Here is a 16331-nt window from a genome sequence, read left to right as displayed (position 1 = left end):
GCGTCCCACAATGGCGCGCGTGACCTGGACCCTCTCCCCCGAGCGCGTCGGCACTCCCGACGCCACCGCCCTGCGCCGTGACTACTACGACGAGGTCGCGAGCCGGTACTGGAAGCGGCCCGCGACGGCGGCCGAGATCGACGAGGGGCTGACGGACGACGGGGCCGGGCTGCTCGCCCCGCCGACCGGGGACTTCCGGGTCGCCCGGTTCGGGGGCGAGCCGGCCGGATGCGGCGGGGTGCTCCTCCTCGACGGGGGCCGGGCCGAACTGACCCGGGTCTACCTGCGGCCCGCCTTCCGGGGCCGGGGCGGGGCCGGGCTCCTGCTGGACGCCCTGGAGGACGCGGCCCGCGCGCTCGGCGCCCGCCGGACGGTCCTCAACACGCGCCTGGACCTGATCGAGGCGCGGACCGTGTACGTGCGGCACGGGTACGCGGAGATACCGGCGTACTGCACCGGTCCGTACATGGAGATCTGGTACGGCAAGGAGTTGCTTCCGGTCGCAGCGGTATGAGGGGGAGGGGAGGCATGGAGGGGGATCCGCTCGTCGCGGCGGTGTCGAGCGGGGACGAGTGCGGCGTCAGGAACCTGTTGGAGGACGGCGCGGATCCTGATTCGCTCGACGAGCGGGGTACGTCCGTGCTCTGTCTGGCCGTTGCCGCATTCAGGTCGTCGATCGCCGGGGAGCTGGCGTCCGCCGGCGCGGACGTGCTCCGCCGGCTGGACGACGGGAGCACCCCGCTGCTGCGGGCCGTCGACAGCGGCTCCGTCGGTCTCGTCTCCAGCCTGCTGGATGTGACCCCGCTCGACGGGGCCGCCCGCGCGGAACTGCTGGCCCGTGCCCGGGAGTGGCACGAGAGGGGCCCGGTCGCCGTGCTGCGCGAGCGGACCGGTTCCCCGGACCCGGTGGAGACCGTCCGGGTGCGGGACGGGGAGTGGTTCACCGAGTACCACGAGATCCGGCTCGGCGGGACGGCCGTCCGCGACGGCCATACAGGGGTCCTCACCCTCCTGGAGAAGCGCTTCGGGCTGCGTCCGGGCGTCGACGAGCTGGCCGCACGCGCGTGCGCGCTCGAACACCCCGACAGTGGGTTCGCCTCCTGGTGGGAGATCACCGCCACCCTCGCCGAGCGGCAGGACGACGAGACGTGGGAGGCCGCGGCGGCGCTGCGCGCCCGTTCCGACCCCCTGTACCGGCGCTTCGGCGCGGACGTCGTGGGCTTCCTCGACACCTGGGACCAGGAGTCCGAGGACCCGGGTCCGTTCGCGCGGCGCAATCCGGAGTTCTTCCTCGACTGGGCGGCGGAGGAGGAGCACCCGGGCGTCCTGGCGGAGATCCTGGCCTGTCTGGGCGACCACGAGGACCCGAGGATCGAGCCCCTGGGGCTCTCCCACCTCGCGCACCCCGATCCGCGGGTGCGCCTCATGGTGCCCCGGGCCCTGGAGCGCCGGGCACTGGGCGACCGGGGGTGGTGGACCTACCGCACCCCCGAGGGGCTGGAGGCCATGCTCACCCTGGCCCGGGACCCCGACGCCGCCGTCCGTGGACTCGTCGCCCACCACCTCGCGGAGAGCCGGGATCCCGCGCCCGCCGTCGGGGACGCGCTGGCCGGGCTCCTCGACGACGAGGAGCAGCGGACACGGATCTGGGCGGCCTTCGGCCTGGCCGAGCGGGACGATCCGCGCTGTGTCGACGGCGCCGCCCGCGTGGGGCCCGTGGCCGAGGAGTACACCGAGCCCTGGTCGTGGATCCTCTACGCGCCCGACCGGTACGAGGAGCGCCGGAGGGAGCGGGAGGCGGCGACGGAGTGACGGGCCGTCGCCACCGCGTCACGCGCTCAAGCGTTCACGTGCTCACGTGCTCACGTGCTCTCCCGCTCCCCCGCTCCCCCGCTCACGCGTGGTGATCGCGGGGCGGTTCCGACGTGCGGGGCCGTTCCGCGTCGGAGCCGCTCAGTTCGGCCGTCAGCTCCTCCACGAGTTTCACCAGGTCGGTGGGCCGTTCGGGGTCCCACCAGTCGCCGAGGAGTTCGGCGAGCGACTCCTCCCGCGCCTTGGCGAGCCGGGTGGAGACCCGTACGCCCTCCTCGGTGAGGATCAGCTGGAGGCCCTCGCGGGCGACCAGGCGCCGTTCCTCCACCTGCCGGGAGGCCTCCGTGATCGCCCGCAGCGGTACGGGGGTGGTCTCGGCGAGCCGGGCGGGCTCCACGGTGCCGTGCCGGCGGATGCGCAGCAGCAGCCAGCTCGCGGCGGGCAGCAGGTCGAGCCCGGCGCGCTCGGTGATCTTCACGTAGACCGCCTTGCGTCCCTCGCGGGAGCCGAGGACGGACAGCGCGCGGGCGCACTCGTCGTACGAGGAGCGCTCGACCGGGTTGGAGGCGAGGGTCTGCGTGGTGTCGGGCGCGGTGACCGAGGTGCGGAGCCGGTCCTCCTTGAGGAACCAGGCGATGACGAAGGCGACGAGGACGACGGGCGACGCGTACAGGAAGACGTCGGTGATGGACGTGGAGTACGCGTGGAGCACGGAGGGCCGCAGCTCGGGCGGGAGCTGGGCGACGGCGCGCGGGTCGGCGGCGACCTGGCCGGGGCCGACGCCGGGCGGCAGGTCCGGTCCGGCGGCGGCGAAGACGTCCTCCAGTTTGGAGGTGAGCCGGTTGGTGAAGAGCGTGCCGAAGACGGCGACGCCGAAGGACGCGCCGATGGAGCGGAAGAAGGTGGCCCCGGAGGTGGCGACGCCGAGGTCCTCGTAGGAGACGGCGTTCTGCACGACGAGGACGAGGACCTGCATGACGAGGCCGAGGCCCGCGCCGAAGACGAAGAAGTAGGCGCTCATCTCCCAGGTGGAGCTGGTCTCCGTCAGGCGGTGGAGGAGGAGCAGGCCGATCGCGGTGAGGGCGGTGCCGGCGACGGGGAAGACCTTCCAGCGGCCGGTGCGGCTGACGACCTGGCCGGAGGCGGTGGAGGTGAGCAGCAGGCCGAGGACCATCGGCAGCATGTGGACGCCGGACATGGTCGGGGTGACGCCCTGCACCACCTGGAGGAACGTCGGCAGGTAGGTCATCGCCCCGAACATCGCGAAGCCGACGACGAAGCTGATGACCGAGACGAGGGTGAAGGTCCGGATCCGGAACAGCTTGAGCGGCAGCACGGGCTCGGCCGCCCGTCCCTCGACGTACACGAACCAGACGAGGAGTACGGCTCCGAGCACGGCGAGGCCGATGATCTGCGGCGATCCCCAGTCCCAGGTGGTGCCGCCGAGGGAGGCGACGAGGACCAGGCAGGTGGCGACCGAGGCGATGAGGAAGGTGCCGAGGTAGTCGATGGTGTGCTTCGTGGAGCGGACCGGGATGTGCAGGACGGCGGCGATCACGAAGAGGGCGACGACCCCGATCGGCAGGTTGACGTAGAAGACCCAGCGCCAGGAGAGGTGCTCGGTGAAGAGGCCGCCGAGGAGGGGGCCGAGGACGCTGGTGGCGCCGAAGACGGCGCCGAAGAGGCCCTGGTACTTGCCGCGCTCCCGGGGCGGGACGAGGTCGCCGACGATCGCCATGGACAGGACCATGAGTCCGCCGCCGCCGAGGCCCTGGAGGGCGCGGAAGCCGATGAGCTGCGGCATGTTCTGGGCGATGCCGCAGAGGGCGGAGCCGATGAGGAAGAGGACGATGGCGGCCTGGAAGAGCTTCTTGCGTCCGTACTGGTCGCCCAGCTTGCCCCAGAGGGGGGTGGCGGCGGTGGACGCCAGCATGTAGGCGGTGACCACCCAGGAGAGGTGCTCCATGCCGCCGAGCTCGCTGACGATGGTCGGCAGGGCGGTGGAGACGATGGTCTGGTCGAGCGCGGCGAGCAGCATGCCGAGCAGCAGCGCGCCGATCGCGACGAGGACGGTGCTGTGGCGCTGCCCCTCCCCCGGTGCGGAGGCACCTCCGCCGGGCGGGGACGGGCGTAGGTCCTGGGCCATGGGCGTCTCCTCGGCGTCTTTTCCTCGGGCAGCCTCTCCATCCTGATCCGAATGTCCGGTTATGGCCTGCGGAGGGGCACGCCTGTTCCCCCAGCGGGAGGGGGTGGGCTGCATAATCGCTCGCAGTTGTATCGGGGAGGGGACCCATCATGACCGGACACGTCTGTCCTGAATGCGGTGTACACAGACCTGGCTGCGCCTGCGCCCGGGCCGAACTGGCGGCGGCCGAGGACTTCGATCCGCTGCGGATCCGGCCGTACGTGACGCTGAACGCGGGGGAGGACGCGGGAGCGGGGGCGGGAGCGAAAGCGGGGCCGGGAGCGGGGGCGGGGCCGGGAGCGGGGGCATATGGCGGGGCGTACGGAACGAAGGCGCACGACGCGGAGGCGTACGGCGCGGGGGGCGCCGACGTGGATCCGCCGACCGCCCGGTTGGCGGCGGTCCGTCCGGGCCCCTCTCCGCAGGGTCACCCGTACGGGGACGCCACCGGGCCGGTGCCGTACGCCGGCCACGAGGGCGACCCCTCCGAGACGATGCCGCTGCTGCTGCGCGGGGTCGGCGAGGTGCCGCCCCCGCCCGGCGGGGACCGGCCGCGGGGCCGCAGGCGCGGCGTGGCGATCGCGGCGGTGGCCGCCGTCGCCGTGGCGGGCACGGCGGCCCTGGCGGCGGCCGCCCTCGGCGGGGGCGGGACGGACGACCGGGCGGCCGTGCCCGAGGTGACGACGAGCGCGTCCCTGAACCCGGCCGTGTCCGAGGAGCCGTCCCCCTCGTCCGGGAGCCCGGAGCCGATGTCGTCGTCCCCGACGCCGCGCCGGACGTCCGCGTCGCCCTCCGCCTCCCCGTCCGCGACGGCCTCCGCCTCCCCCTCCGCTTCGGCTTCGGGGTCCGCCGACGCCTCCGCGGGTCCCGGCGCGTCGACCGGTCCGGCGGCCCCTCCCGCCGTCACGGCCCCGGCGTCGCCGACGGGCACGCCGTCGGCGACGACCGCGGGGCCCACGCGGTCCCCGGAGGCGACGGAGGAGCCCGAGCGGGCCATGACCCTCAGCTACGGCGACGAGGGGCCCGAGGTGGAGGACCTCCAGTGGCGGCTGCGGGCCGCCTGGGTCTACTTCGGCCCGGTCGACGGCCGCTACGGCAACAAGGTCCGGGAGGCCGTCCGGGAGTTCCAGCGCTGGCGGTCGATCCAGGACGACCCGCCGGGCGTGTACGGGCCGAGCACGCGCGCGGTACTGGAAGGGGAGCAGTCGGGGGGCTGAGCGGCGGGGCGACCCGGGGTCACGGGCCGAGGGCGCGGGCCGGGGCCGGGACCAAGGCCGGGGCCGGGATCGGGGCCGGGGCCGGGATCGGGGCCGGGACCGGTGCGACGACAGGCGGTACCGGATGACGGCCGACAGTCCCAGGATGCGGACACCGGGAGGGCCGGTTGGCCAAGACCGCCCCCGGTTTTGTATCGTTAAAAAACAAAGTGGCCCCGCCCGCACTCCCTGACCGGTGGGCGGGTCCGCCTTGTTCTCCGCGCCACCCCCTCTGGAGACCCCGATGCCTGCCACCACCCCGGCAACGCTCACCGCCCGCGCCCTCCTCCTCGACATGGACGGCACCCTCGTCAACTCGGACGCCGTCGTCGAACGCTGCTGGCGCCGCTGGGCCGAGCGGCAGGGCCTGGACGGGGACGCCGTGCTCCAGGTGGTCCACGGCCGCCAGGGGTACGCGACGATGGCCGTGCTCCTCCCGGACCGCCCGATGGAGGAGAACCACGCCGACAACCGGGTCATGCTCGCCGAGGAGACCGCCGACCTCGACGGGGTCGTGCCGGTCGGCGGCGCACCCGCCTTCATGGCCGCGATCGCGGACCTGCCGCACGCCCTGGTGACCTCGGCGGACGAGGCGCTCGCCCAGGCGCGGATGGGGGCGGCGGAGCTGCGCGTGCCGGAGATCCGGATCACGGCCGAGTGCGTCGGTGCCAGCAAGCCGGACCCGGAGGGCTTCCTGAAGGGCGCGGCCGCACTGGGCTTCGCCCCGGAGGACTGCGTGGTCTTCGAGGACTCCGAGGCCGGCATCCGGGCGGGCCGCGCGGCCGGCATGCGCGTCGTGGGCGTGGGCCCGCGCGCGGCGGCCTTCGCACCGGACGCGTACGTGCCGGACCTCACCCGCCTGCGGGTCGAGGCGGCACCGGACGGCACGATCACGCTGACGACGACCACCGCGTCGTAACGCCCCTCCCCCACCCGCACCCCCGCTCGCGCGCGGCCGGACCGTCCGGCCGCGCGCGAGCGCTTTTCGTTGCGGCCACCCGCCTCCGACGCCGACCGGCACCCGCGCGGACGAACGCGTAACCTCCGTACGGGCGAAGGGACTTGCGCGCACGCCTCCCGGCGTCACGCACGCCCCCGGAGCCCCGCACGCCCCTCCCGGAGCCCCGTACACACCCCGGAGCCCGCGCGGACGCGCCGCACGTTCCGCCGGGCCTCTGGACGCGCCGGGCCCCCGGCCCCACACTCCCGGGTGACCGACCCCACCCACCGGCGCCACCCCACCGGCGCGGCGCCCCGTATGCGCCCCCCGCGCGCACCGCACCCCGCACCACCCCGCGCTCCGCCCCCTCAACCCCCGACCACCGGGCGGAATCTGGCGCTCCGTCAGCACACGCACACCCCTTGATGTGACGTGCCCATGTCGTCACCCTGTTACCTGGCGCACCCCGTACGGAAACCTGGCGCCGCCACGATGACCGGGCCGCCGCCCGGTGCCCCACGGGGACGGCACCCGCCAAGGTCCCCCCACCTCAAGGGAGTTCACATGTCCGTCCGCAGCGTCTACGCGCGTCGACTCGCCGTGCTCGCCACCTCCGCCGCCCTCACCGTCACCGGCCTCCTCGCCACCGCCCCCGCCGCCCAGGCCGCCATGCCCACCCCGGTCAGCGCCGCGACCGCGCGCACCTACCTGGCCGCCCTCACGGTGAAGGCGGAAGGTTCCACCTCGGGCTACAGCCGGGACCTCTTCCCGCACTGGATCACCCAGTCCGGCGCCTGCAACACCCGCGAGACCGTCCTCAAGCGGGACGGCAACAACGTCGTCACGGACTCCAGTTGTGCCGCCACCGGCGGCAGCTGGTACTCCGAGTACGACGGCGCCACCTGGACCGCCGCCTCGGACCTCGACATCGACCACATGGTCCCGCTCGCCGAGGCCTGGCGCTCCGGCGCCAGCTCCTGGACCACCGCCCAGCGCCAGTCCTTCGCCAACGACCTGACCCGCCCGCAGCTCATAGCCGTCACGGACAACGTCAACCAGGCCAAGGGCGACCTCGACCCGGCGAAGTGGCTGCCCTCGCGGACGGCCTACCGCTGCACGTACGTCAGGGCCTGGGTGCACGTGAAGTACCACTGGAACCTCAGCGTCGACTCCGCCGAGAAGAGCGCCCTCCAGTCCGTCCTCAACGGCTGCTGACACCAGTCCACTTGAAGAAACGTCACGGCACGCTCGCCGGGAAGTGAACACGACCACACACTTCCCGGCGGTCCGATGTTGAACTTGCAAGTACTAGTGAGGTGAACCTAACCTACGGACTCATCGGTTCCGTCCCCCACCTCGTCCGCCGACGGACGAGGCCAGACCGAAGGAGTCCCACCCCATGAGCAACACCAGCGATCCCACCGCACCGGGCAAGACCGGCGAGGCGGCCGGTACGGCCGTCGACACGAACGCCGGCACCCGTACCGGTGCCGAGGGCGCGGCCGGCCTCACGGCCCGCCTGGACCAGGCCCGGCCGTACGCACTCGGCCTCTTCCGCATGGTCGTCGGCCTGCTCTTCCTCTGCCACGGCGCCGCCTCGCTCTTCGGCGTCCTCGGCGGGGCCCACGGCGGCGGCACGGTCGAGGCGGGCACCTGGCCCGGTTGGTACGCGGCGGTGATCCAGTTCGTCGCGGGCGGCCTGGTCCTGCTCGGCCTCGGCACCCGCAGCGCCGCCTTCCTGGCCTCGGGCTCGATGGCGTACGCGTACTTCGAGGTCCACCAGCCCGGGGCCCTCTTCCCGCTCCAGAACGGCGGCGAGACCTCGGCCCTGTTCTGCTGGGCCTTCTTCCTGCTCGTCTTCACCGGCCCGGGCGCGCTGGCCCTGGACCGGCTCTTCGGGGCCGGGGGCCGGAACGGCGCGGACGCGACCGCGCACGGGGAGAGGACCGCGAAGAAGACCGAGGAGCACGAGGAGCAGGCCGCGCCGGTCACGGCCTGAGCCCGGGTCCGGGCCGGATCCCCGTCCCCCCGCCCGGCCCGGAGACGCACAGGACCAGCAGGACCGGAAGGCTCATCAGTCTCGGCGTCCTACAGGAAAGGGGCCGGGGTCCGCAGCACGGATTCCGGCCTTTTCCCGCACGCGGTGTGCGTCCGGTACCGACCCCGTACCGGACGACTCCCTCCAGGTTCCCGCACGATCGAACACCGGCGCGCGGCACCGGCGGTGACACCGGCGGTGACACCGGTCCGCAGCACCGACGTCGCGCGCCGGCACCCCGCCGGGCCCGCCCGGCACCCACCCGGCGGCGGGACCCCGATCCCGCGTAGGCTCTGCCCCTGTGAATCTGCTCGACAGCCTGGGCTCGCTGCGGTCGCTCACCGCCGGCCCGTGGATCTATCCGGTGGTGGCGACGTCGATCCTGCTCGACGTCTTCCTGCCCGTGCTGCCGAGCGGCTTCCTGGTGATCACCGCGGCCACGGCGGCGACCGCCGCGACGGCGACCGCGGCCTCCCCCGACGTGCCGTCGCTCCTCCCCCTGCTGCTCTGCGCGGCCACGGCCTCGGTGCTCGGCGACTTCCTCGCGTACCGCCTGGCGCGCCGGGGCGGGGCGAGGCTGGACCGGGCGATAGCCCGCTCACGGCGCCTCTCCCTTGCGCAGGAACGTCTCGGCACCGCGCTCGCCCGGGGCGGCGGACTGCTCGTGGTGCTCGCGCGCTTCGCTCCGGCGGGCCGCTCCGTGGTCTCGCTGGGCGCGGGCGCGGCGAAGCGGCGGAGCAAGGAGTTCCTGCCGTGGTCCGCCCTCGCGGGCGTGACCTGGGCGTCGTACAGCGTGGGGCTCGGCTGGCTGGGCGGTCAGTGGCTGGGCGCGACCTGGTTCAGCGCGGGGGTGTCGACCCTCGCGCTCTTCCTGGCGGGCGGCCTCGCCGCGTACCTCCTGCGCCGTCCGGCCACGGCTCCGGCGCCCGCTTCCTGAGGACGGGCGCGGTCCTACTGGGCGCGGGTGCGTTCGCGCGGGTCACGAGCGCGCCCTCGCGGGGTGCGGGTGCGCCCCGCGCACCTCCAGGCCGTCGAGGAGTCTCGCGGTGGCCTCGGCGATCTCGTCCACGGCCCGCTCGAAGACCTCGCGGTTGTGGGCGGCGGGGGCGCGGAAGCCGGAGACCTTCCGGACGTACTGGAGGGCGGCGGCGCGGATGTCGTCCTCGGTCGCCTCCTCGGGAAGCACGGGCGGGCGGAGCGTCTTGATGCTGCGGCACATGCCTCCAGTGTGGCGCGCCCCACTGACAACCGCCCGGCTCGCCATCACGCCCCCCTACGCCCCGACGCCGCCGAGGCCGCGTCTGCTCCGGGCGTTGATCTCGGCGGTACGGGCCCGCAGCTCGTGCAGGGGCGTGGCGGGCTGGACGTCGACGGGCTCGGCATCCCACTCGGTGCCGCCGTGGACGGCACGGATGCGGAAGCGCCCGGAGACGCTGTCCACGTAGAACCCGACCCGCCCGGTGGCGGTGTCACGGACGAGGTCACCGACCTCGGGCAGTGGCTGCACGCGTCCCCTCCGTCCCGGAACCTGAAGCATGGGGACACTCAGGGAAGCGCGGCGACCCGGCCCTGTCAACGTATCTCTAGAGATGTCCCCCGATGGATGGATCGACCGGTCGGGACGGCGTACACGTGTGCTTCCGCGTCGAGGGGCGCGCCGTAGGGTGTCCCGCAGATGAAGGGAGTGGTCCACCCGTGACCGACCAGGACAGCGCTCGACGGCCCAAGTACCAGCGGATCGCTGATGAGTTGAGGGACGCGATCCGGTCGGGCGCCTTCGCGCCGGGCGACCGGCTCCCCGGCGAGAACGACCTGATGGCGACCTACGGGGTGGCGCGGATGACGGCCCGGCAGGCCCTCTCCGTGTTGCGGACCGAGGGGCTCGCCGAGGCGCGCAAGGGCTCCGGGGTGTTCGTCCGCGTCTTCCGCCCGCTGCGCCGCCGGGGCATCCCGCGCCTGGCGGGCGACCTCTGGGGCGGTGGCCGTTCGATCTGGTCGGCGGACGTGGAGGACCGGGACCTGGTGGTCGACCGGATCGAGGTGGGCGAGGCGGAGGCCGGCGCCCGGGTCGCGGAGGCGCTGAACCTGCCGCCGGGCGCGCCCGTCTGCGTCCGGAGCCGCCGGTTCGTCCTGGACGACAGGCCGGTGCTGTTCTCCGTCTCGTACCTCCCGGCCGAGCTGGTGCGCGGGACGCCGATCGCCGAGCGGGACACGGGCCCGGGCGGCACCTACGCCCGCCTGGCCGAGCTGGGCCGGCGGCCGGTGCGCTTCCGGGAGGAGATCCGCTCCCGGATGCCGACGGCGGAGGAGTCGGAGCGGCTGGCCCTGGAGCTCGGGACGCCGGTGATCCTCGTCGACCGCACGGCCTTCACGGAGGCGGGGGTGGCGGTGGAGCTGAACGAGATGACCCTGGACTCGTCGTCGTACGTCCTGGAGTACGACTTCGACGCGTGAGGGCCGCGCGGGGGGCCCGTGGGGCGCGGGCCCGCGTCACGCACCCGGTCCGGCGGGGGTCTCGATCCACTCCTCCCGGCCCGCCCCGGGGACGAACCGCAGCCCGGGGTCGGCGTGGGCGACCTCCCCGGAATACGCGGCGGCGGCGAGCGCGACGGCCTCGCCCGGCTCCGTACCGGGTCCGACGTGGGTGAGGACGAGGCGGCGGGCCCGCGCCTCGGCGGCGCTCCGCCCGGCCTGCGCGGCCGAGTGGTGCCCGGGGCCGTCCCCGTCGGCCTCGCAGAGCAACAGGTCGCAGTCACGGGCGAGTTCGACGAGGGAGGGGCAGGGCTTGCAGTCCCCGGAGTACACGAGCGAGCACCCCCGCCCGTCCTCGACGCGCAGGGCGAAGGCGGACGGGCCGCCGTGCTCGACGGCCCGGGAGCGGAGGGTGAGGCCGCCGATCCGGGTGACGTGCCCGTCGTACAGCTCCTCCACGGCGAAGGCCTTCTCGACGGGGCTGCGGACGGGCCCGTTGGTGAGGAAGCCGGCGAGGCGGTCGGCGGTGCCGGGCGGGCCGAGGAGCGGGAGGGGCAGGGGGAGGTCGAGCCCGGCGTACAGCAGGGCGTAGGAGGCGGTGAGGAGGTCGGCGCTGTGGTCGGCGTGCAGGTGGGAGAGCCACACGGCGTCGACCCGGTCGAGCGCGACGTACCGCTGGAGTTCCGCGAGGGTGCCGGTTCCGGCGTCGACCCACACCCGCGCGCCGCCGCCCTCGACGAGGAAACCGGAACAGGCGTTGCCCGGGCGGGGGTAGGGGGTGGCGGATCCGAGGACGGTGACCCGGAGGGCGTCGGTGACCCGGAGGGCGTCGGTGACCCGGAGGGCGTCGGTGACCCGGGAGGTATCGCCGCCTCGGGGGGTATCGCCGCCCCGGAGAGCGTCGGTGTCCCGAGGGGCGTCGCTGACCATGCGGCGAGCCTAGAACAGGCGTGCCTCCTCCCGCCCCCGCTTTCCCGCAAGTTGTGCGGAGGGGGTGAAGATCGTGCGTATCCTGTGTGCTCGCCGGATCCCCATCGGCGGGGACCCGGCAGAAATCGAGGGACATCCATGCTTCGTGCACGCACGCTCGCGGCCGTGACCGCGGCCGCCGCCTCCGGCGTCCTCCTGCTGCCCGCGCAGGCCCAGGCCGCCGGCTCGGTCCACCTCTACAAGATCTGGTACGACAGCCCCGGTTCGGACAACCGGTCCACCGCCAGCCTCAACGGCGAGTACGTGCAGATACGCAACACGACCGGCGCCTCGGTCAACCTGCGGGGCTGGACGCTCACGGACGCGGCCAACCACAAGTACACGTTCGGCAACTTCGTCCTGGGCAAGGGCAAGACCGTGACGGTCCGCACGGGCCGCGGCACGAACACCTCGGCGAACGTCTACCAGAACCGCGGGGCGTACGTCTGGAACAACGACCGGGACACGGCGACGCTGCGCAAGTCGAACGGCGCGAGCGTCGACACCTGCTCGTACAACTCGACGCGGGTGGACTACAAGTGGTGCTGACGCGGCACCGCGTCTGAGGGGGTGGGCTCCGGAGACCGCCGGGGCCCACACCACAAACGCTCCTACTGGCCGCCCTCCCCGCCCACTCCGCTCCGGGCACTCTCCACCTTCACGCTCTCGGTCTGCACGCTCTCGGCCCGGACGCTCTCCACGACCACGCTCTCGGTACGGGCGGCGGGAACCCCGACCTGCACGTCGGAGTTGACCTGCCCGCCGAGCGTCATGACGTTCAGGGTGGCCGAGTTCTCGTTGGCGATGGCCTTCTCGACCCGGGCGACCAGCACGGAGAACGCCTCGCGCTTCGACAGGCCGCGGTAGGGCCCCACCTTCGTCTCGAAGTAGACGCGCTCGTGCCCGAGGAGCTGTTCGGTGGAGCGGTAGTTCTTCCACTGCTCCCGGTACCGGTAGACGCTCTCCAGCGACACCGCGGCGACGACGACCACGCTCAGGACCGTGGCCGTGATCCGCGCGAAGCCCAGGTCGAGGTTCACGAACACCGGCACGAACGCCCCGCCGACGACGGACACGGTCCGCATCCGCAGGTGCATCGCCTTCATGTGGGTCGCCTTGGCGTCGTACCACCCCTGGTACTGCTCGACGCGCGTCTCGATGTACCGCTGCGGCGTCATCTCGCCGCCCTGCGCGCCCTGTTCGGGCGCGACCCCCGCTTCAGCCATGCGGGGAGTACACCCGCGGCCCGAGGTCCGCGTCAATTCTCCCCGCCTCCAGGGGCCGCCGAAGCGACGGCGGGCAACAAGAAGACGGTAGTGATCAAGACTCGACCTGACGCAGCCCCACCCCGAACACAAAGGACCCCGGACCGATCACGGCCCGAGGCTTTCGCATGCGGATCCGACCACCCGCCCCACGATCCCTAGGATGGACAGCCCGCAAGAAAGGACATGCCCGCACATGCGCCCCCAGCGATTCAGCGACTTCGTCGTCGACATCGTGAAGAACAGCCCGACAGCAGACGGCGTGCAGACCCTCGCCGAGTCCGGTGACACCAAGCACCCCTTCGGCGTGGTCATCACGGTGGGCGCGACCGAGAGCCGGTGGCAGTTCACCGGTCAGCTGCCCGAGGGCGCCAAGCACGAGGGCTTCCTCGACGAACCGTCCACCGGCGCCCCGATCCCCGCCGGGGAGCCGCCCCGGAAGACCGACTCCCCCGAGGCCTGGCTCGCCGCCGCCCTGGCCCAGGCCGCCTCTCCGGAGATCGCGTCCGTCGAACGCTGGTCCACCCAACCGGAAGCGGCCTCCCAGACGGGCCTGACCATCACCTTCCACAACGGCGCCCGCGTCTTCGCCCGGGCCTACTGACCCCCGGAGAGACCCGACTCAGGGAGCCGAAGCCACGGAGACGACCTGCCAGGCGATCATGCCCGTGGCTCCGGCTTCCGCGGTGACGTCGAGGGGCAACTCCTCCGGGGCGCTCTCCACGTCCCGCCTCACGGCCACCCCGTCGCACGGCACGGCCTGCGGATCCCCACCGCCGACGACGACCCGCACGCTCCCGGTCCCCACACACACCACGGAGACCTCCCCCTTCACGAGCGAGGACCGATGGTGCAGGCCCTCCCTCACACGCTCCACCCCGGATTCCACGAATCCCTGATCATCCCCCGAGACCGTCTCGAGCACGGCCTTGGCCCGCTCCCCCTGACTTCCCTCGCTCTCCCCCCGAGGCGTCTTCACCCCCACCGACACCGAGGGAGCACCCACCGGCTCAGCACTCTCGGTGCACCCGGCCACCAGAAGGGACCCGAGAACAAGAACCGCGACCGACGACCTACGCGACGCCGTCACGAACTCACCACCACTCCCGCCGTCCGGCCCGCCCCGTTCCGTCATCCGCACGCTTCCCCCACGTCAAGACCGCTCACGGGACCGCCTGCCAGGTCAGTGAGGCGACCCCTGCGACGACCGTAACCATGGGCGCGGAGATCGGGCAGAAAAGAGCGCCCTTCTGAGCAAGAATTGAGAAAGACGAATTCCGGCCGCTCGAACAGCCCGCGGCCGAAGCGGTGTCAGTCCACCGTGCCACCATCCTCCCGTGCTGAAGATTCCCGGTTACGAGGAAGGCCCGCTGGTCCAGGGCTCCGCCTATCTGAACGACCCGTTGTTCTGGCCGGTGCACCTCGGCACCTGCTTGCGGAGCGAGGACGCTCAGCGGGCCGCGTTCGGCGCCGACTGGGAGGCCGCGATGGACCTGCTCCACCTGCTGCACGACGAGCGCGCCTGGCCGGTGTTCGACGTGCCCCTGCGCTCCGGGCACACCTTCCACGTCGTCTACCGCAACATCGAGGGAGAGCGCGGGGTGGACTACCTGCTCCATCACCCGACGTGGCCGGTGGCGGAGACCGTCGCCGTGGACGACGGCCACTTCATGGGGCCCGGCCTGGCCTGGCCGGAGCTGTTGTCCGTCGCCCGGCAGCCGACGGCACAAGGCTTCGACGGCGCCGACGCCCGCCTCCTGCTGCTCTTCCCGACGCTCGGCGACGCACTGCTTCCCGACGACGCGGCCGCCACCCTCACCTCCGCGCTCGCCGCCCTCACCGTCATCGAGGAATCCGCGGAGGTGGCGCGCATCCTCCTCGACAACCAGGGCCAGTGGGCCCACGCCCACTGGAGACGGGCGGACGGCGCCTGGATCAACGACGGAGGGCACTCCTACCGGAACCCTGACAACGCCTTCGCCCTGCCCCGAAGCCGCCTGGTGGAGATCAGCAACGCCCTGAACGATGGGGGAACGCCCACTCACCGGGCCTGAGACGGAGACGACGGCACCGATCGGATCCCGGACGACGAGGCCCGCACGAGCAAAGCGGAGAAGCCCCCGGCCGCTGCGGCCGGAGGCTTCTCGTCTGTGGGCGCGGACGGTTTCGAACCGCCGACATCTGCTTTGTAAGCCTGGCGCAACGCATGGATACGTTCTCGCAGCTCGTCGCGGGTGCCAGACGACGAGTCTCTCAACGGGCGCTTACCCCGCCACGGGCTCTGAGTGTCCGTGGTTGACCGCTTGATCTGGCACGCGTCCGCTGGCTCCCTCATTGACAGCGAGCAACCGCACCTTCCGGCAGCTCTGGGACACGCCTGGCGGTCACTGAGCCTTTTCAGCGGTGACGCTCCAGGGTGAGGATGGCTGCGGCGATGACGGTCATGCGGTTGGGACTGCAGCGAGCCTGGCGGAAGATCCGCCAGGGCTTCAGTCGCGCGATGCTTCGTTCGACCGGTGCTCGCGCCGCTGACAGGGCGCGGTTGATTGTCCGCTGGGTTGTGCGAGGTCCCGGCCGGGAAGCCGTCTGATCGGTGTGGTCACCCAGGGCCTGGCCCCGATGTAGGCGCGGTCGGCGAGGACGGGAACGCCCTGGCGTTCGCAGATCCGGATAATGCGGTGGGTACGGGCTGCGGTCAGGTCGTGGATGCGGCCGGGCAGCGCGGGCGAGATCCACAGGAGGTCGCCCGTGGGATCGGCGACGACCTGCACGTTCACGCCGTGCCGGCGGTGCTTGGCCGAGTAGTCGGCCCGGCTGTCGCCGACGCGGTCGCACTCGGCGAGCGTCCCGTCGAGCAGGACGTGATCCGGATCCGTCTCGCGCAGGACCCGCAGCAGTCCGGGTGCCCGGCGGGACAGGTGCTCGACGACGGCCGTGACGTAGGCGTGGGCGGTGCCGACGGATATGCCGAAGCCGGCGGCGATCTGCGTAAGCGTGTAGCGCCGACGAAGGTAGACCAGGCCGACCAGGCCGACCAGGGCACGCTGGTGGGGCGGGAGCTTGCAGTATCGGTCACCCTCACGGGTGACGATGAGCATGGATACCCACTCGACCAAGACGTGCGGCAGGTCGAGTGCGGCAGGATGGGGAACCAACGAGGCTTCTGAGCTGATGAGTTGAGACGTCGAACACCTCTCTCAACGGCACGGGAGCTTCGTGCGTTGCGGGACGTTAGCCCGTCACCCGATCAGTGGCCGCTCTGAAAGAGCTCACTAAGAACCCCTAACAAAATGCGGTTCGGTCGAAGACTCCGCTGCCGACGGCGGGTGTGGCGTTGCATGACAGGATCCGGCTGTGACGTGTGATGTGTGTGGCCACGAGATGCGGCGGGCGC

At 72.8% G+C, this 16331-nt stretch carries 18 protein-coding genes and 1 pseudogene; 11 read left to right on the top strand and 8 right to left on the bottom strand.

Going from position 1 to position 16331, the window contains the following annotated elements; genetic code table 11:
• Positions 1-10: 10 nt before the first annotated feature.
• Together ACIP5O_RS24235 and ACIP5O_RS24230 are read left to right on the top strand one after the other, a co-directional pair.
• Positions 11-514 (top strand): GNAT family N-acetyltransferase, encoded by a 504-nt coding sequence (locus tag ACIP5O_RS24235; protein ID WP_401296594.1) that lies wholly within the window; start codon positions 11-13, stop codon positions 512-514.
• Between the two features lie 14 nt (positions 515-528).
• Entirely contained in the window at positions 529-1812 is a 1284-nt protein-coding gene (locus ACIP5O_RS24230) for a HEAT repeat domain-containing protein (RefSeq protein ID WP_401296592.1), read from the top strand.
• Positions 1813-1894: 82 nt separating this feature from the next.
• On the opposite strand, the gene ACIP5O_RS24225 is transcribed toward ACIP5O_RS24230, so the two are convergent.
• Together ACIP5O_RS24225 and ACIP5O_RS24220 are read right to left on the bottom strand one after the other, a co-directional pair.
• The gene (locus ACIP5O_RS24225; RefSeq protein WP_401296590.1) at positions 1895-3958 is read right to left on the bottom strand and encodes a DHA2 family efflux MFS transporter permease subunit; all 2064 of its coding nucleotides are present in this window, start codon (positions 3956-3958) and stop codon (positions 1895-1897) included.
• 466 nt (positions 3959-4424) lie between these two features.
• Positions 4425-4994, bottom strand: a complete 570-nt coding sequence (locus ACIP5O_RS24220; RefSeq protein ID WP_401296589.1) for a hypothetical protein — start codon at positions 4992-4994, stop codon at positions 4425-4427.
• On the opposite strand from ACIP5O_RS24220, the gene ACIP5O_RS24215 reads away from it, so the two are divergent.
• From ACIP5O_RS24215 to ACIP5O_RS24195, 5 genes are all read left to right on the top strand, one after another.
• Positions 4993-5214, top strand: coding sequence for a peptidoglycan-binding protein (locus tag ACIP5O_RS24215; protein ID WP_401296587.1), 222 nt, complete (start codon positions 4993-4995; stop codon positions 5212-5214). The genes ACIP5O_RS24220 and ACIP5O_RS24215 overlap by 2 nt on opposite strands.
• 283 nt (positions 5215-5497) lie before the next feature.
• Positions 5498-6172, top strand: a complete 675-nt coding sequence (locus tag ACIP5O_RS24210) for an HAD-IA family hydrolase (protein ID WP_401296585.1) — start codon at positions 5498-5500, stop codon at positions 6170-6172.
• Between the two features lie 585 nt (positions 6173-6757).
• Entirely contained in the window at positions 6758-7408 is a 651-nt protein-coding gene (locus ACIP5O_RS24205) for an HNH endonuclease family protein (RefSeq protein ID WP_401296584.1), read from the top strand.
• Positions 7409-7751: 343 nt separating this feature from the next.
• Positions 7752-8192, top strand: a complete 441-nt coding sequence (locus ACIP5O_RS24200) for a DoxX family protein (protein ID WP_401296961.1) — start codon at positions 7752-7754, stop codon at positions 8190-8192.
• A gap of 340 nt (positions 8193-8532) precedes the next feature.
• Complete coding sequence (locus ACIP5O_RS24195; RefSeq protein ID WP_401296582.1) at positions 8533-9168, top strand: DedA family protein; 636 nt, start codon at positions 8533-8535, stop codon at positions 9166-9168.
• A 42-nt stretch (positions 9169-9210) separates the two neighbouring features.
• Here ACIP5O_RS24195 and ACIP5O_RS24190 read toward each other — a convergent pair whose 3' ends face one another.
• Positions 9211-9450, bottom strand: coding sequence for a DUF2277 domain-containing protein (locus tag ACIP5O_RS24190; protein WP_401296580.1), 240 nt, complete (start codon positions 9448-9450; stop codon positions 9211-9213).
• 54 nt (positions 9451-9504) lie between these two features.
• Positions 9505-9738 carry a hypothetical protein gene (locus ACIP5O_RS24185; RefSeq protein ID WP_401296578.1) on the bottom strand — a complete coding sequence of 78 codons (234 nt, stop codon included), beginning with the start codon at positions 9736-9738 and terminating at the stop codon, positions 9505-9507.
• A gap of 188 nt (positions 9739-9926) precedes the next feature.
• Between ACIP5O_RS24185 and ACIP5O_RS24180 the strand changes: the two genes are divergently transcribed.
• A complete protein-coding gene (locus ACIP5O_RS24180; RefSeq protein WP_401296576.1) occupies positions 9927-10685 on the top strand; it encodes a GntR family transcriptional regulator in 759 nt (252 codons plus the stop codon).
• A 36-nt stretch (positions 10686-10721) separates the two neighbouring features.
• Here ACIP5O_RS24180 and ACIP5O_RS24175 read toward each other — a convergent pair whose 3' ends face one another.
• Positions 10722-11633 (bottom strand): MBL fold metallo-hydrolase, encoded by a 912-nt coding sequence (locus ACIP5O_RS24175; RefSeq protein WP_401296575.1) that lies wholly within the window; start codon positions 11631-11633, stop codon positions 10722-10724.
• Positions 11634-11771: 138 nt separating this feature from the next.
• Between ACIP5O_RS24175 and ACIP5O_RS24170 the strand changes: the two genes are divergently transcribed.
• Complete coding sequence (locus ACIP5O_RS24170) at positions 11772-12221, top strand: lamin tail domain-containing protein (RefSeq protein ID WP_401296573.1); 450 nt, start codon at positions 11772-11774, stop codon at positions 12219-12221.
• A gap of 62 nt (positions 12222-12283) precedes the next feature.
• On the opposite strand, the gene ACIP5O_RS24165 is transcribed toward ACIP5O_RS24170, so the two are convergent.
• Entirely contained in the window at positions 12284-12898 is a 615-nt protein-coding gene (locus ACIP5O_RS24165; protein WP_401296572.1) for a DUF4231 domain-containing protein, read from the bottom strand.
• 235 nt (positions 12899-13133) lie between these two features.
• On the opposite strand from ACIP5O_RS24165, the gene ACIP5O_RS24160 reads away from it, so the two are divergent.
• Positions 13134-13541: a hypothetical protein gene (locus tag ACIP5O_RS24160; protein ID WP_401296570.1), complete on the top strand. Its 408-nt coding sequence runs from the start codon at positions 13134-13136 to the stop codon at positions 13539-13541.
• A gap of 18 nt (positions 13542-13559) precedes the next feature.
• Here ACIP5O_RS24160 and ACIP5O_RS24155 read toward each other — a convergent pair whose 3' ends face one another.
• Positions 13560-14072 (bottom strand): hypothetical protein, encoded by a 513-nt coding sequence (locus ACIP5O_RS24155; protein WP_401296569.1) that lies wholly within the window; start codon positions 14070-14072, stop codon positions 13560-13562.
• A gap of 202 nt (positions 14073-14274) precedes the next feature.
• On the opposite strand from ACIP5O_RS24155, the gene ACIP5O_RS24150 reads away from it, so the two are divergent.
• On the top strand, positions 14275-14991 hold the full coding sequence (locus ACIP5O_RS24150) for a hypothetical protein (protein WP_401296567.1): 717 nt from the start codon (positions 14275-14277) through the stop codon (positions 14989-14991).
• Positions 14992-15334: 343 nt separating this feature from the next.
• Here the strand turns inward: ACIP5O_RS24150 and ACIP5O_RS24145 are convergent.
• Positions 15335-16092 (bottom strand): annotated as a pseudogene (locus tag ACIP5O_RS24145) (transposase family protein).
• Positions 16093-16331 lie beyond the last annotated feature (239 nt).

It is taken from the genome of Streptomyces sp. NPDC088915 (assembly GCF_044749825.1).
In the GTDB taxonomy this organism is placed as follows: Bacteria; Actinomycetota; Actinomycetes; order Streptomycetales; family Streptomycetaceae; genus Streptomyces.
The sequence above is the reverse complement of the archived record's forward strand: the minus strand, read 5'-3'. Positions and strand labels throughout refer to the sequence as shown.